The organism is Paenibacillus baimaensis (genome assembly GCF_025567575.1).
In genome coordinates this window covers 1-26,425 of sequence record NZ_JAOQIO010000040.1, presented here as the reverse complement: position 1 = coordinate 26,425, position 26,425 = coordinate 1, and the positions used below count along the sequence as shown (strand labels likewise).

General features: G+C 43.1%; 23 protein-coding genes and 1 pseudogene. 5 read left to right on the top strand and 19 right to left on the bottom strand.

Annotated elements, in window-relative coordinates:
* Positions 1 to 72: 72 nt before the first annotated feature.
* The 10 genes and pseudogenes from OB236_RS14150 to OB236_RS14105 form a co-directional block, all read right to left on the bottom strand.
* A pseudogene (locus tag OB236_RS14150) lies at positions 73 to 1,168 on the bottom strand (transposase).
* A gap of 147 nt (positions 1,169 to 1,315) precedes the next feature.
* Positions 1,316 to 1,990 (bottom strand): NAD(P)H-dependent oxidoreductase, encoded by a 675-nt coding sequence (locus tag OB236_RS14145; protein WP_262684582.1) that lies wholly within the window; start codon positions 1,988 to 1,990, stop codon positions 1,316 to 1,318.
* A gap of 529 nt (positions 1,991 to 2,519) precedes the next feature.
* Positions 2,520 to 2,774, bottom strand: a complete 255-nt coding sequence (locus OB236_RS14140) for a hypothetical protein (RefSeq protein ID WP_262684581.1) — start codon at positions 2,772 to 2,774, stop codon at positions 2,520 to 2,522.
* Between the two features lie 204 nt (positions 2,775 to 2,978).
* On the bottom strand, positions 2,979 to 3,800 hold the full coding sequence (locus OB236_RS14135) for an enoyl-CoA hydratase/isomerase family protein (protein ID WP_262684580.1): 822 nt from the start codon (positions 3,798 to 3,800) through the stop codon (positions 2,979 to 2,981).
* Between the two features lie 54 nt (positions 3,801 to 3,854).
* Positions 3,855 to 5,201: an MFS transporter gene (locus tag OB236_RS14130; protein ID WP_262684579.1), complete on the bottom strand. Its 1,347-nt coding sequence runs from the start codon at positions 5,199 to 5,201 to the stop codon at positions 3,855 to 3,857.
* Positions 5,202 to 5,288: 87 nt separating this feature from the next.
* A complete protein-coding gene (locus OB236_RS14125; RefSeq protein WP_262684578.1) occupies positions 5,289 to 5,903 on the bottom strand; it encodes an isochorismatase family cysteine hydrolase in 615 nt (204 codons plus the stop codon).
* Positions 5,904 to 6,461: 558 nt separating this feature from the next.
* Complete coding sequence (locus OB236_RS14120; protein WP_262684577.1) at positions 6,462 to 7,421, bottom strand: aldo/keto reductase; 960 nt, start codon at positions 7,419 to 7,421, stop codon at positions 6,462 to 6,464.
* A gap of 192 nt (positions 7,422 to 7,613) precedes the next feature.
* On the bottom strand, positions 7,614 to 8,228 hold the full coding sequence (locus tag OB236_RS14115) for an isochorismatase family cysteine hydrolase (RefSeq protein ID WP_262684576.1): 615 nt from the start codon (positions 8,226 to 8,228) through the stop codon (positions 7,614 to 7,616).
* Positions 8,229 to 8,354: 126 nt separating this feature from the next.
* A complete protein-coding gene (locus OB236_RS14110; protein ID WP_262684575.1) occupies positions 8,355 to 8,945 on the bottom strand; it encodes a TetR/AcrR family transcriptional regulator in 591 nt (196 codons plus the stop codon).
* Between the two features lie 693 nt (positions 8,946 to 9,638).
* Positions 9,639 to 10,070: an organic hydroperoxide resistance protein gene (locus OB236_RS14105; RefSeq protein WP_262684574.1), complete on the bottom strand. Its 432-nt coding sequence runs from the start codon at positions 10,068 to 10,070 to the stop codon at positions 9,639 to 9,641.
* A 329-nt stretch (positions 10,071 to 10,399) separates the two neighbouring features.
* On the opposite strand from OB236_RS14105, the gene OB236_RS14100 reads away from it, so the two are divergent.
* From OB236_RS14100 to OB236_RS14080, 5 genes are all read left to right on the top strand, one after another.
* Positions 10,400 to 11,014, top strand: a complete 615-nt coding sequence (locus OB236_RS14100; protein WP_262684573.1) for an isochorismatase family cysteine hydrolase — start codon at positions 10,400 to 10,402, stop codon at positions 11,012 to 11,014.
* A gap of 203 nt (positions 11,015 to 11,217) precedes the next feature.
* Positions 11,218 to 11,766, top strand: coding sequence for a hypothetical protein (locus OB236_RS14095; protein ID WP_262684571.1), 549 nt, complete (start codon positions 11,218 to 11,220; stop codon positions 11,764 to 11,766).
* A gap of 456 nt (positions 11,767 to 12,222) precedes the next feature.
* Positions 12,223 to 13,713 (top strand): spore germination protein, encoded by a 1,491-nt coding sequence (locus OB236_RS14090; RefSeq protein ID WP_262684570.1) that lies wholly within the window; start codon positions 12,223 to 12,225, stop codon positions 13,711 to 13,713.
* Position 13,714: 1 nt separating this feature from the next.
* The gene (locus OB236_RS14085) at positions 13,715 to 14,872 is read left to right on the top strand and encodes a Ger(x)C family spore germination protein (protein WP_262684569.1); all 1,158 of its coding nucleotides are present in this window, start codon (positions 13,715 to 13,717) and stop codon (positions 14,870 to 14,872) included.
* 18 nt (positions 14,873 to 14,890) lie between these two features.
* Complete coding sequence (locus OB236_RS14080) at positions 14,891 to 15,997, top strand: GerAB/ArcD/ProY family transporter (RefSeq protein ID WP_262684568.1); 1,107 nt, start codon at positions 14,891 to 14,893, stop codon at positions 15,995 to 15,997.
* Between the two features lie 700 nt (positions 15,998 to 16,697).
* On the opposite strand, the gene OB236_RS14075 is transcribed toward OB236_RS14080, so the two are convergent.
* From OB236_RS14075 to OB236_RS14035, 9 genes are all read right to left on the bottom strand, one after another.
* Positions 16,698 to 17,168 carry a ribonuclease H-like YkuK family protein gene (locus tag OB236_RS14075; RefSeq protein ID WP_262684567.1) on the bottom strand — a complete coding sequence of 157 codons (471 nt, stop codon included), beginning with the start codon at positions 17,166 to 17,168 and terminating at the stop codon, positions 16,698 to 16,700.
* An 865-nt stretch (positions 17,169 to 18,033) separates the two neighbouring features.
* On the bottom strand, positions 18,034 to 18,420 hold the full coding sequence (locus OB236_RS14070; RefSeq protein ID WP_262684566.1) for a response regulator: 387 nt from the start codon (positions 18,418 to 18,420) through the stop codon (positions 18,034 to 18,036).
* Positions 18,421 to 18,832: 412 nt separating this feature from the next.
* A complete protein-coding gene (locus OB236_RS14065; RefSeq protein WP_262684565.1) occupies positions 18,833 to 19,288 on the bottom strand; it encodes a DinB family protein in 456 nt (151 codons plus the stop codon).
* Between the two features lie 331 nt (positions 19,289 to 19,619).
* Positions 19,620 to 20,927: an acetamidase/formamidase family protein gene (locus tag OB236_RS14060; protein ID WP_262684564.1), complete on the bottom strand. Its 1,308-nt coding sequence runs from the start codon at positions 20,925 to 20,927 to the stop codon at positions 19,620 to 19,622.
* Positions 20,928 to 20,975: 48 nt separating this feature from the next.
* Positions 20,976 to 22,691, bottom strand: a complete 1,716-nt coding sequence (locus tag OB236_RS14055; RefSeq protein WP_262684597.1) for a sensor histidine kinase — start codon at positions 22,689 to 22,691, stop codon at positions 20,976 to 20,978.
* Entirely contained in the window at positions 22,691 to 23,443 is a 753-nt protein-coding gene (locus tag OB236_RS14050) for a response regulator transcription factor (protein ID WP_262684563.1), read from the bottom strand. The genes OB236_RS14055 and OB236_RS14050 overlap by 1 nt, the downstream gene beginning before the upstream one ends.
* Positions 23,444 to 23,478: 35 nt before the next feature.
* On the bottom strand, positions 23,479 to 24,579 hold the full coding sequence (msrA, locus tag OB236_RS14045; protein WP_262684562.1) for a peptide-methionine (S)-S-oxide reductase MsrA: 1,101 nt from the start codon (positions 24,577 to 24,579) through the stop codon (positions 23,479 to 23,481).
* 28 nt (positions 24,580 to 24,607) lie between these two features.
* A complete protein-coding gene (locus OB236_RS14040; RefSeq protein WP_262684561.1) occupies positions 24,608 to 25,144 on the bottom strand; it encodes a redoxin family protein in 537 nt (178 codons plus the stop codon).
* A gap of 26 nt (positions 25,145 to 25,170) precedes the next feature.
* Complete coding sequence (locus OB236_RS14035; protein WP_262684560.1) at positions 25,171 to 25,875, bottom strand: cytochrome c biogenesis CcdA family protein; 705 nt, start codon at positions 25,873 to 25,875, stop codon at positions 25,171 to 25,173.
* Positions 25,876 to 26,425: the final 550 nt, after the last annotated feature.

The following is a 26,425-nucleotide window of genomic DNA, read 5'->3' as shown; positions in this document are numbered from 1 at the left end:
AGCCGAGCTCCATTCCCAATTTTCAGGGCAGGTCGTTTTTCGTTACTAAGCAAGGCCTGTACGGCTGGCTTATTACTTCAACAGTTTCATAATTCGCTTTAAATTAACGGCGAATATAGCCATCGCTCCTTGGAGCTCAATACCTAATAGACCCGAGGAAGTGGTTACATCATACCCGTGTCTATGCTTGAGTTCACTATTCTTTGCTTCTAATTTGTAGCGTTCCTTTGCCTTCTTTTTGAAGTACTCACTTTCTTGAAACGCCATTTGTTCACAATGTTCTGCAGATTTAATACTCACCGAGTAGGTTTTACTTTTCGCTCCTTCCGTGTAGCATCCTTCTTTAAGCGGAACGGATATCGCTTACATTTTTCCACATCGAAATAATAGGTATGCGTTTGGTTGTTGTTAACCCCTTTTTTTCCTTGCCGCGCTTTTCGTACCGCCATATGCCCGGCCTTACACACGTACATGCCTGCATCTTTATTAAATTGAAACTCATCTTCTTTTTGCGAGCGCCATGTGTAATAAGGGGATTGAGTTTGGCGATAAGTTCAATTTCATTGTCTTTGGTGTAAACAATGTTGTCTTTCTCAGAGTAAGCTGTATCTCCAATTATGGATCTGACTTCCATACCTGTTGCCTTACTTTTTTCGATCAGCGTTTGCAACTGCTTACCGTCATTTTTTCGCCCGTCGTAACAATGGTTAACCCGTTCCTCCGTCATGGCAATATGGGTTTTGTAACCAAAGGAAACTTGGCTTTCAAGGATTCATCCGCCCTATAGTCCGTTTTTCTCAACTTTCGGGGTGTGCAGCAAATTCATATCTTTCAGCCGCAGCTTCCGGAACTTGGTTAGCGAACTGGCATCGATCACTGAATCTTCAGGTGCCATATCCAGAAAATATTTAAACGACAAGTCGTACTTCGAACGCTCGACATGTCCATGTCAGACAGCTCGAAAATCGCCTTTAAGAGCAAATACTTACTTAAACATTCGAATGGGGTCTATCGCATTTCGACCATTATCCAGGCAGTAACGTTCTTTCAGTTCTTCATAAACAAAAGAAACGTCCACAAGTTCGTCGCAGCATATTATCTTGGGGAATCACTAAGTTATACAGTTCTATATAGGGCTCAAAGCCAAGGATTGTTGTTGTTTAATCATCACATTCACCGACTCGGTTTAGTACCTTAATTATACAGAAAAAAGCATAACTCTCCTCAAATTTGAGAAGAAGGTATGCTTTTTTACATAATAAGGACTTTTTCAGTTGCCTCGACGATACCCGTGTCTGTCTCTTATATTCTATACTTACACCCACTGGGTCACTTGATCCGAAGTACGGCGTGTTTTCTCACGCGGTTCATTCAGCCGGTAGCCGAAGGCTACCATACAGGAGATTCCAAAATGCTCAGAGTCCATAATCCCCTCTGCAGCTAAAATCTCTTCGATCTTCTCCTTACTGAACCCTTCTATCGGGCAGGAGTCGATACCTATCTGTGCTGCGGCTGTCGTCATATTGCCCAAGGCAATATAAGACTGTCTACAGCCCCACTCAAACAGTGCACGGTCATTACCCTCAAGGGTGAAGTCATACTTTAAGAACTTTTCATACCTTCTCTCTCTTCCTTCTATAACGTCAGTCGGCAGTTTCTGAACATTTCGCATGAGATCCTGAATGTAATCGGAGTTGGCATGCAAATCCTGTGGCAATCTGGACAGAATCACTACAAAGTGACTGGAAGTCGGTAGCTGTTTTTGCCCTCCCCAAGTAAATGTCAGCAGCTTTTCCCGCATTTCAGGGTTTTGTATGACCACGAATTTCCACGGCTCATAGCCGAAAGAGCTTGGGGATAGCCGGCCTACTTCCAGAATAAAGTTAAAGTCTGCTTCGCTGATTTTTTTAGTATCGTCAAATACTTTCGTGGCATGTCTGTATTCTAAAGCCGACAAGATGGCATCCTTTGTAGATACTGTTGTTTCCATTGAATGATTCCTCTTTTCTGTTTAGTGAATTGACGGTTAACCGTTGACAGGACTAATATTAGAGGAAATATAACCCTTTTTGACAGTGTGTACATTGGGAAGTCTATCATCAGGTTCCGCCCAAAGTCGAAGTAGACTGACACCGATCATTATCGAGAAAGCTCTGTTTAACGAGATGTACGCTCAAAATCAGAAAAGCCATAGGAGTTGAATCTCTTTGACTCTTATGCTCATAATATCTAATGCACTTCACCTAGTGCAGCACGTGCGATACTTTCTGCGAAAAGAGGAGCCTCTCGTCTGTTGTGATCTTCCGATATTTTTTAACGGAACGCGGCCGCCTGCTCAAACATGAGTCCCTGACTCTCGAAAATACTCAATAAATGTTCCGACGGATGGGTTACCACGAAATTCGTAAATTTGGTTTGATTGGCGTTGACGGGTTTTACACAAGCTCCCATACGACTTGCATTTGTGTACTTCCGTTTGTAAGGAAGATGTCGGATGTAGAGACCATTCGGCAAAAATCTTAATTGACGACTTCTCCGACATAATGCTGTACAGCGAGACTTGTACCGATTGTCTCTACGTTGATGGACATTGGACGACCGTCTTCCGTTTTAGTAACGCCTACTGCAATATGGTCAGGGGGACAGCATCGTTGATATTCAGCGTCCGAAAGCGAAAATAGCCACTTCCCAATATCGACTTTTTCAACAGGAACGTCGATAACATGGCTACAGACTGATTGAGTTAGCGTAAGGTCTTGGCATATCCCGGACATTTGAAAACCTCCTTCTTTATTTTTAGGTCATCGCTATTATGAGGTCACTAGATGGGTTTATTCAAGACTATAGTTCAAATCTCGTCACACTCTCGGATGCTGAATAAGTTCTAGTTATATACTGGAGTAAAGACTGATTTAGTTCCTTTGCTCAACTCAATTGTCGGCAAGCTGCTCGATAGCTGCAATCCAGAAGGATCGTTATTATTCCAAATTTCCAACATGCTGACCTAAGTGAAGCTCGAAATCACCTGGTTTGCCAAGACCGCGTGCAAAAGCAGTCGACACTTTTTTCTGTGTGTTTGCTGACATCGCTCCCGTAAAAAAGGCTGTTCGAGATTCCAGCATTTCCGCAGTTTCAGGAACTCCGGTCCGATTAAGGAGTTTCTTCGCTTCATTTAGCGTCTGTTTATCAAATGACGATATTCTGCGAGCCAAGTTTTCCACAAAACTGTTTAATTCAGCATCAGGAATAACTCTGTTAATCCATCCATAACGTTCTGCTGTTTCAGCATCGAAATCATCGGCGCTAAGAACAATTTCAAGTGCCCGAGCACGTCCCACCAAACGAGCCAAAGCCTCATTGGCACCTCCCCCGGGTACGACGCCGACACCGACTTCAGGCTGTCCAAAGATTGCCTTCTCCTTACTTGCGAACCGCATATCGCAGGCCAACGCAAACTCGCTACCGATTCCCCGTGCCCGTCCTCGAATTTCAGCAATGGTAACAACCGAGGTTCTATATAATCGCGTGGCGAAATCAATCCAGGCCGGAAGCTCGATTTCCTTTGGTGTTTGTTGTTTTTCACCGGCTCGGGCCATATCGAAGTGTGCAATGAAATATTCAGGATCGGCGCTATCGAAAACAACGACCTTCAAATCAGGGTCTGTCTCGATTTGATTCATGAGTGTTAATAATTCAAAGATGGTATCAGGATCAATGAGATTTATAGGCGGATTATGAAAAGTAATTCGCCAAAAAGCAGGTGTTTTTTGATTGACTGTAAATTGGTTGTATGTGTGCATGCTCACTTCTCCATTTTTCTATTTATAGTTCTGTATCAACTTCTCATTCTCGTCTTAGGTGCTTCTTGCCTCATTGTCAGGCAAGGAGGCTGCTCGGTTATTCGACAGCAAATACCGAAACAGTAAAAATAACGAGCAAATACTTACTGCTATCAAGACGGCATACACAGTTTCATATGCATGGACGAGTGAATCTTTTTTTTGATAGTCCAGCAGCATGCCGCAAAATGCAACGGAAAACGAACCGCCGAAAAACTGAATGAGTTGCATGAAACCCATGCCGGAACCAATCAAGTTGGAAGGCAAAATGCGAGATGTTTCATTATTTAATGATGATAACGATGCAGAAGCCGCAGGCGAGAAGAATAAATACCCAAACAAGATTACGGCCGGCGATGTGCCTAGCATCGCCCAAAATACAATCAAAACCAAGGTTAAAATGACATGTCCTAGAATGAGAACGCGGATATTACCGTACCGATCAATCCAACGCCCGACAAAGCGCGTTAGAAAGGCAGATAAAACAGCTCCAGGCGCAATTATTAGACCGATGATCAGTGGTGAATCTCTGAATAGATTGGCAAGTACCAGCGGCATAATAAACAAATTTCCGAGATTCAGCATCAGGATACTGAAGCCGACAAGAAGGAGTTTCCGATACTTCGGTTCTGCAAAGAGTTTCGGGTTGATGAAAGATTCATTTTTTCGATTTAGATGCCAGATATGGGCAGCGACCGATAGGATTCCGACTGCTAGCCAGAAGAATGATCTCTGTGTGACGGCAGTTAGGATCGCCACAGCGTTGACAATGGTCAGGACGGCACCCAGCATATCAAACCGGAATGGCTTTGGCTGCTCTTTGGGAAGCAGCCGCAGTAAAACCGGAAGAATCACAAGCACAAGGACCGTGAAGCCGAATAACCCGTTCCAGCCGATATACTCCGTGATCAGCCCTCCGACGATCGGCCCCAGACCGAATGCCATGGCAGCTCCTGCCGAAATCATAGAGATTGCTCGGCCTCGTCTTTCATAAGGAATATACCGGCTGGCGATAACAAGACCGAGTCCCGCCGTCACACCTGCGCCGGCAGACTGCGCAATTCTAGCAAACAATAGTGCTTGAAAATTCGTAACAAAGATGCCGAAGACAGATGCGAGACCCAATATTATTAGTCCAACCGTCAATAGTCTTCGGATCGGCAGTACGTCGGAAAGCCTACTGTAGATCATGGTCGATAAGGCATAACCAATCGAGTAGCTTGAAATAATCCATGAACCGAGTGACGCCGAAACGTCAATATCCCGAATAATGCTCGGAATAGAGACATTAAACATCGTCGTGTTCATTAGCACAATAAACAGCCCGAAAGTCCATACCGGCATTACAACTTTGTCATTCATGTTGAGACACTTCCTTATCTATTCCTACACTTTGGTTTGTACATTATCCGCCGTTTTTTTTTGTTAATTCTTGAAAAGCCAGTAATTTTATAGTTTGGCAAGAAGTTCTTCCGTTGTGAGTATTGCATGGGCAAATGTAGGACCGTTAATTTCATGTGCCGCATGTAACGCCTCTTTTGTAAAAGCCGAAGTCGCATCTTTGACGAGCGTAACATTGTAGCCGAGTTCCATGCCGAATCTCGCGGTTGCTTCGATGCAAGTATTGGCTAACATGCCGACAACGATAATTTTTTGCACACCATGCATCTTTAGCTGATGATCCAGATCTGTGTTCGCGAATCCACTGCTGCCCCAATGCTCTTTAATAATCACATCGCCTTGTTGAGGCTGGAAATCTTGATGGAATTCCCCTCCCCATGAATCTTTAGCAAACACCTGACCTTGTTTTGCTTTAAGTTGATAAGGCGTCGGATGCAGCCAAGTATCAAAATCATTCTGCTCAGATCTGTGATGAGGCACATAAAAAACGCGAATGCCGGCCTTACGAGCAGCTTCAACGGTCTCTTTTAAATGTTTGATCATGTTTACGGATTCCGATACTTCTTTCGTACGAGGATAGAGCTTGCCCTCCTCTGACAAAAAATCATTATACGGATCAACCAATAGAAGTCCTGTCGTTGTTTTATCATACACTTTTGTCATGAGTATGCACTCCTTTTTGTAGTTATCAATAGTATTTAATCACTTAATGGTGTATAGGCGCTCCTAGCGAGTTGATGAAAACTCTCCATCAACGACGGTTTCTGTTTCCTAGCTGTAGCGAATCATCCAAAAGCCAGCCATTAGGTGGCAGTTTTGTACCGTCGAAAAAACTTAGGTTATGTTTACCTTGAGCACAAATTATTTCAAATCTGCCGAAGGTTTAACTGCATTAGACACCTCCCGTTTATGCCTTATCCTTCTCATTTCAATAATGTGAATGTTTCCCTGTCAGTTATCTTTTTATCCATTACATGAAGGCCAATTAATGTATTATTTTAAATAACTTGCAAGCTGATCAGCGTCAAGCGTTTTAGCAAACTCTCCTGCTTACTTTCCTTTCACTATCAAAATATGGTTTATTCCTTCTACACGCGCCCTGCGATAATCGGCCATCATCATGTCCAAGTAGTTTTGGAAGATAATGTATCGGCCATGCAACACTGCATTTTAAAGAAATTCATTTGTCATACCCTGCATGACGCAATTATTGACCACGATTTAGATCATGTTATTTTCCCATGCTCCTCTAATTTCCACATCGGTTGACTTCGCGGCTCGTTCCAGATCTTCGATTTCATTATTTGTCAACTTGACCTCAATGGCAGAAACAGCGCTGTTGACATGCGATGATTTCGTCACCCCAATAATCGGTACCGTTCCTTTGGCGATTGCCCATGCAATAGCAATTTCAGCAGGTTCGACGTGGTGCCGGAAGCCGATTTCTTTCATTAACTCTATAAAGCTTTCAAGCTTTACAAGTACCTCTTTATGAAAGGCGTCTCCTCTTCGCGTTCCCGCCTTAAAAGGATTTTGAGCATGGTATTTTCCAGTTAATGCCCCTTGCTCCAAGACCATATAGGAGAAGAAGAGCAAATCATTGGCTTTGCAATACTCAATTATGCCTGCTTCCTCTGAGTTACGGTAGAGCAGGCTGTAATGATTTTGAACAGCTGAGAGCTGTAGCCCTTCTTGAGCTAAAATGTCCACCGCGAGTTTAATTTCTTCCAAATTATGATTGGATACGCCTGCGTATTTGACTTTTCCGCTTTTCATCAACGGGATCAGTTTGGAAGTCCAACGCTGAACGTCTTTCGGATTGTGGATCCAATAAATATGGACTTGATCTGTTTCAAGGCGCTGTAAACTTCCTGCGAGAGACTCTTCAACAGCATCGTCTGACTGATCACTCAGGGGTGTGAATTTCGTTGAGATCAGGACGTCATCCCTCCCGTGAATAAATTTTCCAAGAATCGATTCCGAAGCGCCCATTCCATAAACCGCGGCTGTGTCCCAAAGATTCAATCCAGCATTCATTGCCGCATTAAATATGGGCTTTAAATCCTCGGATATCAGATCATTACCAAAAACTGCGTCCCCTCCGTTGGCTCCGGTTCCCCAAGACCAGGTACCGAGAGCAACAGCCGGGATATGGGTATTTTTTAGCCGGACGGTTTTCATGGTACATCTCTCCTTTTAAAGTAAGGTCATGCGCGCAAAACGATCTCTATCATTGATTAACCCCAGCAATCAAAGCGATGGCCAAATTCCATACTTGAAGATGCTAGGAAGGGTACAACATTACGATTTTTCATTCATGTTAGTATTGTCATATCCGAAGCTACATCATCTATTGGTTTTCTCTATACGCTCTTATATGGCTGCAAGAAGTTCTTCTGTTGTTAAAATGGCATGTGCAAATGTTGGGCCATTAATTTCATGCGCCGCATGCATCGCCTCTTTACTGAAAGCAGCTGTTGCATCTTTAACCAGGGTGACATGGTAACCAAGCTCCATGCCAAAGCGGGCAGTTGCTTCGATGCACGTATTGGCTAACATACCAACAACAATAATGTTTTGTACACCATGCATTTTAAGCTGATGATCCAAGTCAGTGTTCGCGAACCCGCTGCTGGCCCAATGCTCTTTAATAATCACATCGTTCTTCTGAGGTTGAAAATCTGGATGAAATTCTCCACCCCATGAACCTTTAGCAAATACCTGTCTTTGTTTCGTAAGAAGCTGATACGGAGTTGGATGTATCCAATTTTGGAAATCATCTGGTTCAGATCTATGATGAGGAACAAAAAAGACTTGAATGCCAGCTTCCCGGACAGCATTAAGGATTTCTTTTAAATGTTCAAGCAAGTTTACGGAGTCTGCTACTTCTTTAGCACGTGAGAAACTCTTGCCATCCGGTGATAAGAAATCATTATAAGGGTCAACCAAAAGCAGCCCTGTTGTTGTTTGATGGTATGTCTTCGTCATGAATATGCATTCCCTTCCGTTTTCTTAGATTAATTTGAATGATTGTTTAATAATCAACCGTACTCATTGATATTGTTCGCAAATATAACCCATAACACTCATCGTTATAAAATCATAAAAATATCATCATTTTAATACAGACATATTCATTTCAATAATTTGACGTAATTTTTCCCTGTCTGTTATAGTTTTGACCATAACACGAAGTCCTATCAGTGCATTGTTAAAATATTGAGAAAGCCATTCCGCGTTGAGTGTCTTGGAAAGTTCACCCGATTGTTGACCTTCTATGATAAGGTCACGTATTAACTGTTCCGTATAGTCCCAGGACTGATGAACACACTCTCTTGCCTCTGAATCATGTTTGGCCAACTCAACCGCGGTATTCACTATGAAGCAGCCCATAGGAGACTCCTCCCCCGGATGAATTGCCCTTTCAAACAGCATTCGGATTGCTTCTTTGGCAGAAAGACCAGCTATGCGAAGTTTATACGATTGCTCGAGCCTTCCACTATAGCGTTTCAATGCTTGGATATACAAGGATTTCTTATCGCCAAAGGTATCATACATGCTCCCTTTATGAACCCCCATATGTGATACTAGTTCCTGAATGGATGTTTTCTCAAACCCTTGGTCCCAGAATAACAGCATGCCTTTAAGCAAAACGGCATCTTCATCAAACTCCTTTGTCCTGACCATCCATAACCCTTCTTTCAAAGAAAATTCAGCAAATAAAGAACGACCGGTCAAGAATAATTTGGAACGAACGTTCTTAAAGGTGTGTGTCCTTCCAGAAACAACTTTAGCACATTAAGAACGATCGGTCAATAATAAATTTGAACGTTCGTTCTTGAATGAGTGTTGTCCTCCTTTAGATCGTACGAATCTTCGAAATACCCGAGCCGTTCAGCAATCGCTGGCGGCTTGACTAATAACTGGGCTCACGCTCCCGGCCGTTGACAAGCCGTGATTTCTCATGTTGCAAAAATCTTTGAGTCTATGCCAGACCAGACGTCCGTTTTCAATTGAATGGACCCAGCGCCGACGCTTTCGAAGAACCCCAGGAAATTAATTAAAGAGCATAGCTTGTGAGTTGAGTGGTCAGTCGTAGGCCGATCCCATCTTCAAGCAATATAAAGCGAACAGTAGCCAAATAGTCCTTTGCAAACTTAGTGCTCAAGAAGGCAAAGGGCTATTCGCTATCGATTACTACTTTCGACTTAAAATACAGCTGGCTTGTTAGTATCTTAAACTGATTAAGGGAAATCAGCCACAGACTCAGGACCCCTAATTATTTCTCGAGGCTGATAAAAAAATATGGGCTCTTCCAGATAGAGACCCGGTTCCTTAATCAATTAAAAAAACGATATTTTTGCAATCATTTCAGGCTTTGCAAACCGTGCACAGAAATTAACTTACCACGTTCGTAATGACTTCGATATTACCGCGGGTTGCTCGGGAATAAGGGCAAACATCGTGCGCTTCCTCGACGATTTGTTTCGCGACGCTCGTTTCTACACCCTTAATAGAGATGTCCATAAATACTGACAAGACCAAGTCATCGTTTACATCCTTGCCAATCGTAACACGCGACGTTATTTTTGTGCCTTCCGATTTGATTTTCTTTTTTCTCAGAACAACGCCCATCGCACCTTCAAAACATGCGGCAAATCCGGCTGCAAACAGTTGCTCCGGGTTGGTTCCATGTCCGCCAGGTCCTCCTAATTCCTGGGGAACTTTTAGGTCCATATCAAGGGCACCATCGCTGGATACCACTTTGCCTGCCCTTCCGCCTTCTACTAATACGGTAGCTGTGTACAATTTCTTTTCCATTTTAATCATTTTCGCAGCTCTCCTTTGCAATATAGGACCTTACATTATTTTCGGGCAAACCTTTGTTTCCTATGCAACATGATCATATTGCATGTCATTAAGAAAGCAAGATCGGCCGTTAACGACTTCTCTGTTCCAACCGGCCCGCTTAAAATCGCACCTTTGGAGACCGCCGACGTCTATCGGCTCGGCTGAGGGTCATACCGATTTGATACAGTAAAAGCCACTCTAGTTTCTCCACACGTCCGTCACTTCCATCCATACGCATAAAGTAAAGTCAATTAACGAAAACTATAACGAAATTTACTTCCGACAGGAAAGTGAGGAATGTTGCCTTAATGACAAAAACCTACGATAAAGGAATTACAGGCTTATTATTGGTTGACCCCTATAATGATTTCTTATCTACGGAAGGTAAAGCTTATCCTCGTCACAAAGAAATATCGGAATCCGTAAACCTGCTCGAACATCTAAAAGCGATCGTTGATAGGGTTCGAAAAGTCGGCATCCGTGTTTTTTTTGTTCCCCATCACCGATCTGAACCGGATGATTTCGATACTTGGTTGTATCCAAATCCCAATCAGGTCAGAGCCAAAAAATCACAAATATTTGCAAAAGGTACTTGGGGTGGGGAATTTCATCCTGACTTTCAACCTCAAAAGGGCGACGTGATTATCAAAGAACATTGGTCTAGCAGCGGATTTGCGAACACAGACTTGGATCATCAGCTGAAAATGCACGGGTTACAAAAGGTTATCATTATCGGTTTGTTAGCCAATACCTGCATCGAAGCGACTGCACGCTTCGGCTCGGAGTTGGGTTACCATGTTACTCTGGTTAAAGATGCTACAGCGGCTTATAGCAAAGAGGCTATGCACTCGGCGCATGAAGTTAATGGGCCTACGTTTGCTCACGTTATTGTAACAACGGAAGAACTTCTTGCTCAACTGTAAACAATTCGACGAAGTACTGCGCACTCCATAATGATCAGGCAGGACTTACGAAGCTGGCAACGTGGATAAAGGAGTTTAGCCTCATTCCTGTAAGATCAGACATGTCGTCGTTGTCAAATCCACAATCATGTCAACAAGACGAAAGAATTGGAAGACAACCCTCAAACGAAGAGTGACATTACTTTAAAGTAGGAGGCTTACTTATGTCCAAGATTCGCGAAGACCTAACTCTCGCAAAATCGAGCTTTAGTCACATCATCGACGTTCCGGTAGAAAAAGTCGATATCGGACAATGGATATTTTCCCTTTCCGAAACCGAATATCAACGTTGCTGTCCCCCGGACCATATTGCGGTAGGAACAACCAAGACGGAAGACGGACGTCCAATGTCGATAAACGTGGAGAAAATCGGCACCAGTCTCTCGATCCAGCATTATATTGGAGAGGTCGTCGAAAAACACAAATGCCGGATGGTCTCCACGACCGATATCTTTATTTCGAACGAGCAACGAACCCAAATGAAAGTGATTTGGGAGCTTAGCGTAAAACCCGTCAACGCCGATCAAACCGAATTTACGAATTCCGTGGTAACCCATCCGTCAGAACATTTATTGAGTATTTTCGAGAATCAGGGACTCACGTTTGAGCAGGCATCCGTTTCCCGTCAAAAAATATCGGAAGATCACAACAGACGAGAGGCGCCTCTTTTTGCAGAAAGTATCGCACGCGCTGCACGTGTGGAAGTGCATTAGATATTAGGAGCATAAGAGCCAAGGGATTCAACTCCCATGGCTTTTCTGATTTTCAACGTGCTTTCCGTTAGAAAGAGCCTTCTCGACTGGTAACTCCGTCGGGAATGAGATAAAGTTCTTGTCATTTGGTTTTAACAAGAACTTTATCCATTTCCGCCAAAAAACCATCGTCAGTGGAATTTGACGATGGTTTTTTGGGGCTTTTATTAAATAGTTAATTCTCTAACGATTAAGGTGACTTCGCTGGTATTATAGGAATTATTTATTTGGGCGTTTTCCCATCCTTAGGCTCTTTTGTCTTTTGGAATCAAGGGATTAAGCTGCTTGGGGCAGGTATTGCAGGAATATGAAGGGACCGATCAATTTGAAACCATTGATGGGGCTTCTTTTTTCAAAATTGCATAAAAATACATCATTCAAGAGATAATATGGAAAACTTACTGGAGTTGTGTGAAGATGAATGCTACGCTGAATTCGGTTTCCTACCCTCAAGAAATAATTAGCAACAATATAGCGGAGAACGAAGCGTTGCTTCGGCATGTTTTTAAAGACTGTTTCGATGTCGTCTTTCAACGGGTTGATTTGTCTGATGAATGTTCAATTCTCATGGTTTATGTCGACGGAATGATCGACAAGAATGTATTCAAATCAACGTTATTCCAATCATGGCTTGTGGAAAAAACCGGGGTAGGCAAGGAGGAAAAAGTCGACTATCCGACTCTGAAAGATCATTTTGCAGCAATACGGCCAATCCAAAATGAAAATCGTTTACAGGTAATCATCGAATCCGTCTTGCGAGCCTATCTGGCTGTCTTCGTCGATGGTCAACCGAAAGCAATTCTCCTGGAAACGTCTGACTGGGAACACCGGGGAGTCGAAGAGCCGGCCTCCGAGATAACCATACGTGGACCTAGAGAGAGCTTTACCGAGATGCTTCAAACGAATACGAGCTTAATTCGCCGAAGAATTCAAACGCCAAAACTAAAGCTTGAATCCGTCGTCCTCGGCACTATTTCCAAAACGAGAGTCGCTATCGTCTACGTGGAAGGACAAGCACCTCGAGACTTAGTCGAACTCATCAAACATCGAATATCCGGTATTCGAATGGACATGGTGTTGGATTCCGGCTACATTGAAGAATTCATCGAAGACAATTCATTCACCCCTTTCCCTCAAGTCATGAATACCGAGCGTCCAGATATTGTAGCCGCTAACCTCGTTGAAGGAAAAGTCGCTATATTAACAGACGGAACACCTCAAGCCCTTATCGTACCGATGACGTTCTGGATGACATTTCAAGCTGCCGAGGATTATTTCGAACGATTTTTATATTCCACTCTGATTAGATGGACCCGTTTCATTCTGTTCTCTATTTCCTTATACCTTCCTTCGATGTACGTGGCGATTACGACGTTCCATCCGTCGCTGCTTCCAACGAACTTCTTGCTAAGCATCACGTCGGCTCGCGAAGGCGTTCCTTTCCCGGCCGTCGTCGAGGCACTGTTGATGGAGTTTCTGTTCGAAGGCTTACGCGAGGCTGGAATTCGCTTGCCAAGAGCCGCCGGCTCAGCTGTCAGCATTGTCGGCGCCTTAGTTATCGGGGAAGCCGCAGTCCAAGCGGGAATCGTTTCCGCTCCAATGGTCATCATTGTCTCTCTAACTGGGATAGCATCGTTTGCGATTCCCCGTTACAACATGGGTATCGCCTTCCGAATTCTTCGTTTTCCAATCCTTATTATTTCAGGAGCGCTTGGCTTATTCGGAATCACCATGATGAGCATCATTATCTTGATCCACTTGGTCAGGTTAGAGTCGTTCGGAATCCCTTATTTAACACCGATTGCTCCTTTTCAACCCAACCAAATCAAAGATGTTCTCATACGCGCTCCCTGGTGGAAAATGATTTCTCATAAAGCCTTAATTATTGGAAAACCTAGGCGGAGGTAATATGCGAATCAAAAAAACTGGCTTGCTATTCGCGGCCATCCTTCTTCTACTTCCGTTAACTGGATGTTGGGATCGGCGCGAATTGAACGACCGATTATTTGATTTGGGTTCTGGTATCGATAGTCTCGATGACGGAAAAATATTGCTAATCGGACAATTCATGATTCCGCTAGAATCCAAAGGAACTGGTGCCGGAGAGAAAAAATCCTATTTCATCGAGACGGGGACCGGGAAGACCCTACCTGAAAGTATCTTTGATTTGCAGGTAAAGTTATCGCGAAATATAACCCGTGGTCACCGGCGTAACATCTATTTTGGAGAAGACACGGCAAAGGCAGGTATCTCTGATATCATGGACTCGATCACCAGGGACCCCGATAGCCGGCTCAAAACAGATATTTGGGTCGTGAAGGGGAAGAACGCCCTTGATTTTATGCAAATGTCTTATCCGCTCGAAAAAATGCCTGTCATCGCTACTTCAAAAATTAGAGAGAACATCGGCAAGCAAATCGGCAATTCGCTTCTTGAGTTTTTAATCGAGTCAAACGCTGAAGGGAGCGGTCCTACGCTTCCTGCCATCGATATCCAATACGATCCGAAACTCAAAAAAAACACATTTAGTATTTACGGCCGGGCAATTCTTAACCATAAGCAGCAATTAGTCGGCTATTTCGATGCGATGGAATCTGCTTATCGGTTATGGGTAGTTAAAGAAACAAACCGCATGCCGATAACAGTGCCCATGTCGTCAAACAGAAAAGAAACGTTCAGTGTCGAAATCCAACAAACGAGATGCAAGGTACACACTGAAGTTGAGGGCGACCGGGTAGAAATTGACGTCAAATTAAATGGCAACGCTACTATACAAGAGAGCAATACGACGTTGGAACTTCGAAATAACGAAAATCTGCGAAAATACGAAGAGAAGTTGAACAGCCATATCGAAAAGGCCATGTTGAGTATGATTCAAAAAGCGCAAAAGCAGTTTCATATTGATGTGTTCCATTTCGGAAGAGCGATCAGCCGACAGCACCCTAGAGAGTGGAAAGATCTGAGCTCCCGATGGGAGCAAGAGTTTACAGATGCACAAATTACCGTTCATTCACGCGTGAAGATAAAGCGAATTGGACTCCAAGGGCCACCTCCATATATCCAATAAACAGTTAAGGAGCTAGAGATGAAGCTGACGAAATATCAATATTTTTGGCTATTACTTTCGATGGAAATCACAACATTGCTGCTAACACCCAGCATTACATTCAAAGAAGCTAAACAAGGCGCACCAGTGGCCATGCTTTTCGCTGGTGCGGCATCCATGCTGGTTGCCTATATCGCGATTAAGTTAAGCCTTCTCTATCCAGAGGAAACGTTTGTAGAATACGTCCCCAAAATCATAGGCAAATGGTTGGGCAAAACGATCATCTTCGCGTATCTGCTTCTTTGGATTTTCACAGCCGGCATAATCTTGCGACAATATGCGGATTTTGTTCATTCCGCCTTATTTATGGCTACTCCATTTTGGCTCGTCGTCCTATTCATGGCGTTTGTTATGGTATACGCAGTGTATGGAGGTCTCCATATCGTCGGACGCTGCAGTGAAGTCATCGGACCTCTCATCATCTTTAACATAACATTGTTCAAGATCCTAACCATCGTTAATTATCGCCCAGAACGTATTCTTCCACTCCTACCTATTGAGGGCATTATGCCGGTGTTAAAAGGTAGCACGTTGGCTGCTTCTTACTTGAGCGAATCGTTTATGATTGTGATGCTGGTCGCCTTCCTTACAGATAAAAAAAAGGCATTGTCCTCCGGACTGTGGGGTGTGGGAATCGCCGCGGTCATCCTTATTACCGGTGTTATCGACGTGCTGCTTATAATGGACAATACCGTTCCAGCCAAGCTCCTGTATCCCATTTATTACATCACTCAATACATTTCCATCATGGGATTCATTCAAAACCTCGATATTTTGTTGGTCGTTGGTACGATCTTTAGTTTTTTCATCAAACTATGCCTCTACATGTTCATGACAAGCTATGGAGCGGCTCAGTTGTTTCATATCAGGAAATGGCAGTCCTTGATTTGGATCGTCGGCATCTTGATCATAGCTGTCGCCCTATTTCCAAGAAGTGTGGACGAGTCTCAAATAAATTACCCTCAATTCTGGAGAAATATCGTCTTCCCCATTTTTCTATTCGGAATTCCACTATTGCTATGGATGATCGGGAGCACTCGAAATCGGATGAAAAGATCCGACCAGTTGGAAGATCCGAAAAGTTAATTTTGTCACACTAGTGTTGCATTAATTCTATCTGAATGTCCATAATCTTCTGTTTTTTAAGTCTCTGAGAACAAAAAAACCTTTACAATGGATGGCAAGTAGTTCCTGTCCATAATCCATCGAAAGGCTTCAGCACATAGATTTGTTGGCTACCGATATTAACGATTTCTACTGGCGCTATAGATTAAACTTCCAGGGATCGGGCAACATGGCACCTTCGACTGATCCAGCTCGCGCAGCTCCCGATCGCGTTCAGAACATCTAGCCCCTCCGGCTTATAGTATGTAACAGCTCCATGTATTACTATCGGGATGAATAGTTACTTGTTACTTGACAAGTACACAAGGTTTGTATATTTATACATAACACTAAAAAAGGCCCGAAATTTTATTCTAACGAATTTTGCAACAAAAAGCCTTTTTCGCTCCAAAGTCTAAGAAAACTAAGAAAATCCATCGAATTCTGAAACAACAATAACATAGCTATGGGAATTTGCGGACTCCGTTTTACTTTCTTTATTATTCAATGACGTAACAGCCATCGCCGTAATAGAATTATGTCAGATCGGATTTTTAATTCCAAAAAATCAAACATGGTCGCAAGGTAAGTTTTCCATTCTGATTTATTAATATATTTTTTCTTTTATGGAAGTTTCTTGCATGAAAAAAGCTCATTCCGTTGAGAATAAGCTTTTTCTCAATTAACCCCAAACGGGAATTCTGCTATTTTTTGAGTATCGGTCTGCGTAAGAGTATGCCTCATAGGAATCTGGTTTTATAACAGGTAGCCACCCTAAGGATTCAACACGATCGACCATTTCCGAAACATAGAGCGCCGTCCTGCTGACAGCTTTATCATGGCCTGCATCAATATGAATAAAATTATCAAGAGCAGCACCATGGTATACGAAAGGAAGGAGAATGTCCTCCAGCTGACTTCTCTTTTGGTCATCGAAGTAGCATGCAATTTCTTCACTTAAGCTGGTCTCTTTTGAGAGCTTATCGCGTACTGACATAATTTCACGAGGGATAATAACTTGCTGGTAGCATGCCCTTGCCCCTCTGTTTTCGCGCCGTATGATAATACCTGTGATTATCTTGGTGAGTCCACGACGGACATGTCCGTCCGTACCAATGATCAGATTGTAGGTTGCTTGCGGCTCCCTTCTCATGAAGGACTCATACGTGAGAAGACGGTGTCGATCTCTATTCTTCGTTAGGCCCTGTTCGTAAAACAATCGCTATACGTCCCTTTGAATCTTTTGATCAAAGTACGCACCTGCTTTCAATTTAGAAAGTTATCCCTACATCCATTAGCTTACATCAGTTAGTTGCCAGTAATTCTATTGCCCGTTACCAAAAGCAAGGATCCCTGCTCATTCATAATTGTGCCTTTTATTGAACAAACGTTCTCAGTTAGTTGGATAATGAGGCGTTAATACGCCAGAACAATTCATGAGAATTTATTTTTTCATTGTTCCACAGTAATTTGGAGGCATGATAGATCTTTTTTTTTAATTTAAATTTAATTGTTCAAAAAACAATTAACCTCATTTAAAGATCCAGCTACTAGAATAACGAGAAAAAAAACAATAACTAAACGCATCTTTAAGCTTGATTTTTCCATAGACATAATACCCCTCCAATTTCAAAGTCACCAGTCTATCCCAATCTCCTATTTCTACATAAAGACCGGTCGTCACTATTTTGCAAGTCTTGATTGTAAACCGGCGAATTGGACGAGTCGGTAACATAATAGGCATCTGCATCTTTTAATTACATTTCAATCTTAAAGTTTTCATAGTAAAACTCACTCTTTACGAACTTTTCTATCGCTTCCAATCTGGTTTTCACTTCAAGTTTTAAGTAAATACGCTTTATTATCCACTGACCGTTTACTTACAGAAATTGTTTCTGCAACTTTATCATGAGTACACGCTTTTACAATCATGTTCATGATAAGAATCTCTTCATTAGTCATGTCACCCGTATGATTACTCGTGTTTAATGAAAATTGTCTAAAAATTGAAATGGGTATCATCGATTGATTATCCAATACACATTCCACCATGTTTTGAATGTTTTAGCATTGTATTCTTTAGATAGTATACTGTCTACCTCCAACTTTACTAAACCATTGAATAGTTTCGTAATATCCTCCCCTGTGAATATGACAATTTGGGTTGCAGGGTAATTCCATTTGATATGTTCGATAATTTCCATATCTTTTAATCCAGGTGCAAAATAATCTAGAATAACTAGATCGGGCTCATGTTCGACTATTTTTCCCTTACATTGTTTGACGTCTAATGCTATATCCATAAATAATACATCTTCAATTTCTTCCAACACAGACTTAGTAGCTTCAGCAACAAATAAATGTTGGTCAACGTCCAACGTTTTCAATTTTTTATCTCTATTCATTCACTAATCACCTCCATCCTCAAATTGTTTGTTAATTTGCGTGGAATTGATCTATAATCAATCAATCAGGAGGTATGTTTTGTATAGACTCATCCAGTTCATGTGTATAAAAAAGCGCGTGCTAGTTTAAAGTTTCTAAGTATCCCCTGATTTGAGTCGGAGTTTTGCGAATTTGTTGTGCAAATGGGCCAGCTTCTCCCCTTTTTGAATACTAGTAGACTGGGTATGCCTTTAACTTCGTACTTTCCCACAACACTTTCAAACTATTCAGTTTCAACAGCGAAGAATTGCTTGTCCGAGTGTTCGGTCACAATATCCCCGATAATGCTTTTCTTAAAGTAGCATGTGTGAATGTCCAAAAACAGCAACCTAAGGTAGCCTTTGAACTGCTGTTTTTAGATTACTCTGTTAATTATTTCAACACCTTCAGCATAGCGGTGATAATACCCACATGATTGACGATATGCAACACCGTTGAGACGATTAGCTCTCCAATAGTCTCAGCTTTCAGAAAGTTCTCCTTTACGGGGACTTCCAACTTATCCTTCAACGATTCACGGATCCGGTTGTGTTGTTCATTCAACTGATCGATTAATAGATCCCACGCAGGCGGTTCTTCCTGCCAATCTGTGGGTTTCGTACCATTGGCGAAAAAAGTTTGGTAGTTTGCTGAAAGGGTTTCATTTTGATCAGAAAGACCGTATACATGGAACTCAGTGACCGTTAGAACATGCCCGATCTGCCAATGAAGGTTGTTTTTAAAACCTTCGGGTACGATATTGCGTTTGTTCGCTGGACATCTCTCTACCAATTCAAGCAACTCACCAAGGTGTGTGTCTAATTTTTCGAATACAAATGCTTCTCTCATACTTCTCAATCCTCCATTAAATTATTGAGTATGGACTTCCGGCAACACGAAAACCATATCTTCTCCTATTTGTAGTTTACATTTTTCTCGTAAAGATTAGGATGCAATATGATAATCAGTTTCTATGAAATGATATTCTCTTTCCGAGAGCTGATGGCGTCTATGTTCGTAAATTTGTGTTCTTAGTAAACTAAAAAAAGCCCGCGGATTAATTACGCAGACTTTAATCAGATAAGGGATGACAATAACGACTTTCAGTTTTTCCTTCAACGACTGGCGGATCGGTTAAATCACATATTCGCATAATGAAACCATAACTTTTTGCTGGGGTTCAGGCACGTTCCTTATACTGTTCATCGACGACTTCATAAAGCTTCGCCTGCTCCAAATAATGCTTGGGAACTTGGAGGGTTACGGTGACAACTCCCGGGTGGCGGCCGATCTCAATCGAGCCGGTAATCGTGGCGCGGTTCATAATCTCGGGCACCGTTAAGTTAAACAACCTTGCAGCGCGGGCGAGCCCGTTATCAGTAGCTGCATTCAAGTTTGGAGCCGTTCCGATTATGGACAACGGAAGCGAGGTTTCAATCTCATTCAAGCCCCACTTGGCCGCGAGATTCTCGGCAATGCGCTTCTCTGTAGCGGACAGCGGCTTGGCCGTGTAGGGTAAATCCTCCACGTTCGGCAGCAGAATCGGCCCTTCAAGCTTAACGTTCTTCAGCACCTTGACCTGCAGGTGGACGATCCCCGCAACGTCGGCCGTATGACCCGCAATTTCTCCATCGCCTTGCAACGCATGCATATCACCCAGATAAACACCGCCGCCTGGGACTTTGACCGGGCAGATTAGTGTTGCACCTGCACGAACACGGCTGATATCCATGTGCCCATCCGTACAATGCTCGTCCAGTTCCTCTTGGGTCACGGCATACGAATGCGGCGCCCCGATCAGGAACGAGCCGAAATCGCCGGCATTGTGCGAATCGGGTAACGCCTTGGAAGGCGTAGTACCGAGTTGGCCCAGAAACGGCCGCATGCGTGCGACGACGCCGACCAGGTCATGCGGAGCAAATGTCACAATTGGATTCTGCACGGACGCATCCGGTGTTCGCATATAATGGCGGCCTTCATGCGCAATTTGTTCGGCTGCTTCCTTCGGCAAGGTGACTCCAACTTGACCAGCTTCATCGAACGTAATGGTATAACCATTCGTAAAAACAAAAGGAGTGATATCGACACCACAGTTGGCACAGCGGATCGCTTCTTGACCGATGCCTTTAATGACCGTGTCTGGGTTCAGCGTGCTGCACTCGGGACATCTCACGGCTACAAAAGGATCGCCAAGGAAACGGCCTTCAACCGGCTTGTCGTTCCCCGATGAAGTTGCGATAGAGGTTACGTCGATTGATTTGATTCGAATAACAATGGCATCGCCTATTTCCGCTCCTTCCACAAAGATCGGCTTAGTAACCTCATGCCCGCCTTTCAGGCAAGGCGTAATCATTGGACCCCAACAGCCAGGTGCCGTATTAGCCACGATATGACCGCCATCCTTGACAGGGCCAAGCATTTCTTTGTCCGGGTCCAAAATCCCATCCGTAAAGGTATTGACGAACAACGTTTCAACAGCTTGCTTCATAATTGATTATCTCCCTTTATATTAGTATTTGATATATTAGTATTTGATTCATGGAATCACAATCGTTATGGTTGTTCCTTTTCCTATGCAGGATTGTATGGTAATACCATATTCCTTACCGTAGTATAGCTTTAAACGTCCATCCACGTTGTTGATGCCGACACCGCCTAATTTGGGCAGGGAAGACGACTGCCCGTTGCCGGAGGCTTGCCCCCGTTTGTTTGGATCGAAGCCGACGCCGTCATCCTTCACAACAAACTTGATGTTCCCATCTTCCGTTCTGTTACAAGTAATCTGCAGTGAACCCGGTCCTTCTTTTTCTCGAATGCCGTGATAAATCGCATTTTCAACGAGAGGCTGCAGGATAATTTTGGGGATCACCTTTTCGGAGAGAGCTGGATCAAAATAAGTATGATAATGAAGTTTTTCGCCATAGCGTTCCTTCTGAATAATTAGATATTGGGAAATGTGGTTGATTTCATTTTCGATCGTCGTTAATTCACTTCCACCACTTAACGATAACTGGAAAAATTTAGCCAAAGCTTTTGTTGTAGAAATGACTCGTTCGCTATCGTCAAATTCCGCCATCCAGACGATCGTATCGAGTGTATTATACAAAAAATGAGGATTGATCTGACTGTGCAATACGCTCAATTCATAGGCGTGCAGCGTTTTTTCCTTTGCAGCGATTTCCTGCATCAATCGCTGCAGCTCTGACACCATCGTATTGAAATGCTGGGCAAGCCCTTGAATCTCCGTCACTCCGGTTTCCGGGACGCTCACTTCTAGCGAGCCTGTTTTCATCTTCTGCATCGCCTGTTCTAACCGGTTGATCGGACGAGTAATACTTTTGGCTATCAAGGGGGATACCCCTATGATCAGTAGTAGCAGTCCCAACCCAACAACCGCAAAGGAACGAAGTAGTTGGTTACGGATTTGCTGTAGTCCATCCAGGGAATTGACACCGACCAATGTCCAATCGGAATTTGGCAGCTTCGTTCTGTACACAAGCAAATTTTGCGACTTATCCAAGCCTTCCTTCGATACGCTGATCTCTTTCAATTCAGCTTGCTTGGCCGGATCGTTAAAATAGTCAGGATTTTTATGATAAACGAGCTCACCTCTACTATTTATGATAAATGCATACCCATTTATTCCAAGCTGCAGCTCGTTCAAATAATCCTCGATGCCTTTATACTGAATGTCCAATAGGACAACACCGAGATTACTATTGTTCGTATCTTTAATTTCCTGACTCATCGAAATAACCCAGTTATTTGTGTCCATCGAAAACTTCTGCATCCGAGCTGATGTCAGCTCCGGGTTGGTGCTATTAATCGCTGCGATATACCAAGGCTCGTTCATCATATCTGAAGAACGCTGCATGTTCAGGTCCTTCTCGTTGGACAGCACGTACCCATCCTTGCCGATGATCACCACGGATTTAATGTAGGCATCAGAGAGCAGCACATTATTAATCATTAACTCTACTTCTTCTTTCCCTTCTTTGGTCGGCGATGAGAGTGTTTTGATCGTCTGGGGACTGCGAGCAAGCATAGACGACAATACCTTAAGCCGATCGACATACATTTCAACATAGGTGCCGCTCTTAGATATCTCTGTCTTGGATTCTTGAACAGAGGCTTCCAGCACTACACGAGAAATTTCGACATATAGAACAGAGCCGATGGTTCCGATAGTTAAAAAACTGATCACCATATAAATCCATGAAATTCGGAATTGTAGGGAACGGAGAAATGCCATCACGAATTTTTAATCCTTTCCCGGTATTGCAGGGGGGATAGCCCGAACTTCTTTTTGAATGCTGCGCTAAAATAATTTGGGTTATCGAAGCCTACAGCCGTCGAGATTTCATATATTTTCATATCGGACATCAGGAGCTGAATCTTTGAACGTTCCAAGCGGGTCGCCACCAAGTAATCTTGGAAGGATACATTAAACAACCTTTTGAATAAGACACTCATGTATCCTGGACTAAACCCTTTTTGGGCGGCCAACATGGCGAGCGAAAAATCCGGATTCGCCGTATTATCCTCGATGATTTGGGCTATAGATGCTTTGTTGCCGGGTTCGTCTGTGAGTTGTAATGTCGTTTTGTAATCTGAAACCACGTGCTGCAGCTCCGATTGCTGTTGTTCATTTTTAAGTTTTTCCACTATTTTTCTTAGTACTTCATATACATCATTTTTTGATACGGGTTTTAGAACATAGTCATCGATTCCGATCTTTAAAGCGGAAACCGCATAATCGTAATAGTCATATCCCGTAATGATGGCGATCTTGGCGTTTGGTTTCAGCTCCTTGGCTTTTCTGGCAAAATCCAAGCCGTTCATCTTTGGAATATTAATGTCCAGCAGGACGATGTCCGGACGATGGGCTTGAAAGAGATCAAGCCCCTCTTCACCATTGCCCGCTTCCATGATTTCAGTAATGTTCAGCTCTTCGAAAGGCACAAACCATTTGATGCCCTTCCTCACCAATTCTTCATCTTCCACGATAAGCAAAGTGTACATAAGTCACCCCTTCCGATTTATTCAACGGTTGCTCGCAAATATCCATAACCTGCCTGCTGCATGTCGTCCAGCGGGACAAATCGGATAGAGGCGCTGTCGATGCAAAATCTTTTGCCGCCTTTATCTTTAGGTCCGTCGTCGAACACATGGCCAAGATGAATTTTTCCTACGCGGCTCTTAACCATCGTGCGAACCAAATGAAAGCTTCTATCTTCTTCATATGTCACCACTTTGGGATCAATGGGTTTCGTAAAGCTGGGCCACCCGCAGCCAGCATCGTATTTATCACGACTGGAGAACAAGGGCTCGCCTGTTGTAACATCGACGTAGATTCCTGGATTAAATGTGTTCCAGTAATCGTTTGAGTAGGCCCTTTCCTCCTCTCCGAGAACTGTCACTTTGTACTGGATATCTGTTAATTTCTTTTTTAGCTCTTCGTCGCTGGGCCGGGAATACATCGTAGAATCCACTTCAATCGGTTTATCCAGAATGGTGAGATCAATATGACAGTACCCATTCGGGTTTTTCTCTAAATAATTCTGATGATATTCCTCTGCCAAGTAGTAATTCGTTAACGGCAGCACTTCGGTTACGATCTTTTTTGAATATTTTTTCTGTTGTCTGGCTACCACTTCGTTAATAATGGAGAGGTCACTGTCATTTACATAGTAAATTCCCGACCGATAATTGATACCTGCATCGTTCCCCTGTTTGTTCACACTTGTCGGGTTTATAACTTTAAAGAAATCGGTCAGCAAATCGGTCAACTGAATTCGCGCAGGGTCATACTTCACCTGAACTGTTTCGGCAAAACCTCGATCTCCGCGAGTCACTTCTTCGTAGGTTGGGTTTTCACCTGTTCCGTTAGCATAGCCTGAGGTTACGTCCTGTACGCCATATATGCGCGACATGTAGGCTTCCAATCCCCAAAAGCAGCCTCCAGCCAAATAGATCGTTTGCAGATCACTGTGCGAGTAATCTATCTTGGCATTCGGGTTTTCTGATCTTGTAGTTGTAGGTCCCTTCTCGGCAGCCATCGTCAAGCCCTCCTTCAGATTACCGCAAGCTGCGACGAACAACAATAGCAGCAATGAACTTGCATAAAAAAGTCGCCTCATGATATTCCCTCCTCTTTTTTATGGGTACTCAAGAAATCTCTTTGAATGTATTGATTATGATATCATTGGAGTTATGACCCGGCGTGGTTTTAACCAAAACGCCATCAGAGCCGATGTATAGCGAGGTCGGATATCCTCTTATCCCAAGCTTCTGAGCATATTTTCCGCCTTCATCGAGTAGTACGGTTAGATTATTGCCCGTTTGCTCAGACTGAAGCCCCTTAAACCATTGCGTGAAATCATCTGTTGATTGTTCGCCTTTAAAATTGGGACTGACGATCGTGATCACCTTGAAATCATTATTCTGACCCGCTAAAGTATTCAATTCATCAATCCCGCTCAAGCAAACTGGACACCAGGAAGCCCAATATTTCACGTATACTTTTTTGCCGGCAAGACTGGCCATTGCAACCTGCTTCCCATCCAAATCTTTTAACTCAAACATAGGAACGACTTGCCCTTTATTCAACGCTGTCTGCGACACAGGCTTATTCCCGCAAGCTGCAAGGAGCAGCACGGAAAACAGTGCCAGTATTATTACTGCCCACTTTCTATTGATCATCATAATCAGCCCCCTATCGTATAGTCCAGCTATTGAAACATGCTTGTAATAGTGTTCAGTTTATCCATCATGAGAAGCAAACCCATGATTATAAGCAGGAATCCGGAAATCACTTTCAACATACGTAAGTGCTTATTGATCGCCTTCAGCCGCCTTAACAATAGACCCGAAAAGAGCGAAAGGAACATAAAGGGAATCGCTAAACCAAGCGCGTAAATTAGCATCAACCATCCGCCCTGTGCCGATGAGCCTTCACTGGCAGACAGGCTAAGCACAGCTGCGAGGATCGGTCCGATACAAGGCGTCCAACCGAAGCTGAACGTGAATCCGAGCAAAAATGCTGCAGCAAAGCCCCTTTTTCCCTTGATTTCGATCGTCAATTTTTTCTCGCGCTCCATAAAAATCAGCTTAAATATTCCCGTTTGATAGATCCCGAATAAAACAACAATAATCCCACAAATGACGATAAACCAGGAGCTGTTTACAACACTCCCTAATGCTCCGGCACCGAAACCGAGAAGCCCAAAGACGGTGGAGACTCCAAGTATAAAGAACACGGTATTTCCGATTAAGTTCGTTTGAACCCGAACCTTTCCAACTGCCGAATGACTTCCCTCAGCAACGCCGCCAAGATGGGCTACATATACAGGCAATAATGGCAAAATACACGGCGAGAAAAAGGAGAGCAAACCTGCCAATAATACACTTCCCGCAAATACATGCTCCGTCAACACAAGAACCACCTCTTTTCATATTCATAGTTTACATTTTTTTCTTTAAAATGAATATGCAATCTAATGATCAGTTTCTATGAAATGATAACCTCTTTCCAGGGGCTCTTGACAACTTTGGCATATTTGTGTATCTCGACGACATGTTTTCCGACAAATCCTCAACAAAAAACGGCATCTCTGCCGTTGTAAAGACGTTGGTTATGAAATAAACCGTTATTAAAAACCTGGTATTTAAAATGAAAAATCGATTGTATAGGATACCATCCTACTCAATCGATTTTTGAAATGTCCGAAGAAAATAAAGTTATAGACTGGATTTGTTGGTCCTACGCGGATTTCTGAATTGATAAACCGTCAGGCTCCGAATAATAAGTATTAGACTGGCTTCGATATAAAACCAGCGGCAGTCTAGGACTGGAAAATAAAGTCCTAGACTGCCGCTGGTTTATTGAACTAACGTTTCCGTTAGTTTAATGCTTAAGCGTTTTCAAGTACTCTCGAGTAAAGGTAGCAAATTTTTTTCAAGTATCTGTTCTGTTACTAATATTCA

Excerpts from the sequence above, each read along its gene's own strand:
- OB236_RS14145 (WP_262684582.1), bottom strand. The coding sequence starts at position 1,990 with ATGGAAACAACAGTATCTACAAAGGATGCCATCTTGTCGGCTTTAGAA.
- OB236_RS14140 (WP_262684581.1), bottom strand. The coding sequence starts at position 2,774 with ATGTCCGGGATATGCCAAGACCTTACGCTAACTCAATCAGTCTGTAGC.
- OB236_RS14135 (WP_262684580.1), bottom strand. The coding sequence starts at position 3,800 with ATGCACACATACAACCAATTTACAGTCAATCAAAAAACACCTGCTTTT.
- OB236_RS14130 (WP_262684579.1), bottom strand. The coding sequence starts at position 5,201 with ATGAATGACAAAGTTGTAATGCCGGTATGGACTTTCGGGCTGTTTATT.
- OB236_RS14125 (WP_262684578.1), bottom strand. The coding sequence starts at position 5,903 with ATGACAAAAGTGTATGATAAAACAACGACAGGACTTCTATTGGTTGAT.
- OB236_RS14120 (WP_262684577.1), bottom strand. The coding sequence starts at position 7,421 with ATGAAAACCGTCCGGCTAAAAAATACCCATATCCCGGCTGTTGCTCTC.
- OB236_RS14115 (WP_262684576.1), bottom strand. The coding sequence starts at position 8,228 with ATGACGAAGACATACCATCAAACAACAACAGGGCTGCTTTTGGTTGAC.
- OB236_RS14105 (WP_262684574.1), bottom strand. The coding sequence starts at position 10,070 with ATGATTAAAATGGAAAAGAAATTGTACACAGCTACCGTATTAGTAGAA.
- OB236_RS14100 (WP_262684573.1), top strand. The coding sequence starts at position 10,400 with ATGACAAAAACCTACGATAAAGGAATTACAGGCTTATTATTGGTTGAC.
- OB236_RS14095 (WP_262684571.1), top strand. The coding sequence starts at position 11,218 with ATGTCCAAGATTCGCGAAGACCTAACTCTCGCAAAATCGAGCTTTAGT.
- OB236_RS14090 (WP_262684570.1), top strand. The coding sequence starts at position 12,223 with ATGAATGCTACGCTGAATTCGGTTTCCTACCCTCAAGAAATAATTAGC.
- OB236_RS14085 (WP_262684569.1), top strand. The coding sequence starts at position 13,715 with ATGCGAATCAAAAAAACTGGCTTGCTATTCGCGGCCATCCTTCTTCTA.
- OB236_RS14080 (WP_262684568.1), top strand. The coding sequence starts at position 14,891 with ATGAAGCTGACGAAATATCAATATTTTTGGCTATTACTTTCGATGGAA.
- OB236_RS14075 (WP_262684567.1), bottom strand. The coding sequence starts at position 17,168 with ATGAGAAGGGAGCCGCAAGCAACCTACAATCTGATCATTGGTACGGAC.
- OB236_RS14070 (WP_262684566.1), bottom strand. The coding sequence starts at position 18,420 with ATGAATAGAGATAAAAAATTGAAAACGTTGGACGTTGACCAACATTTA.
- OB236_RS14065 (WP_262684565.1), bottom strand. The coding sequence starts at position 19,288 with ATGAGAGAAGCATTTGTATTCGAAAAATTAGACACACACCTTGGTGAG.
- OB236_RS14060 (WP_262684564.1), bottom strand. The coding sequence starts at position 20,927 with ATGAAGCAAGCTGTTGAAACGTTGTTCGTCAATACCTTTACGGATGGG.
- OB236_RS14055 (WP_262684597.1), bottom strand. The coding sequence starts at position 22,691 with ATGGCATTTCTCCGTTCCCTACAATTCCGAATTTCATGGATTTATATG.
- msrA (WP_262684562.1), bottom strand. The coding sequence starts at position 24,579 with ATGAGGCGACTTTTTTATGCAAGTTCATTGCTGCTATTGTTGTTCGTC.
- OB236_RS14040 (WP_262684561.1), bottom strand. The coding sequence starts at position 25,144 with ATGATGATCAATAGAAAGTGGGCAGTAATAATACTGGCACTGTTTTCC.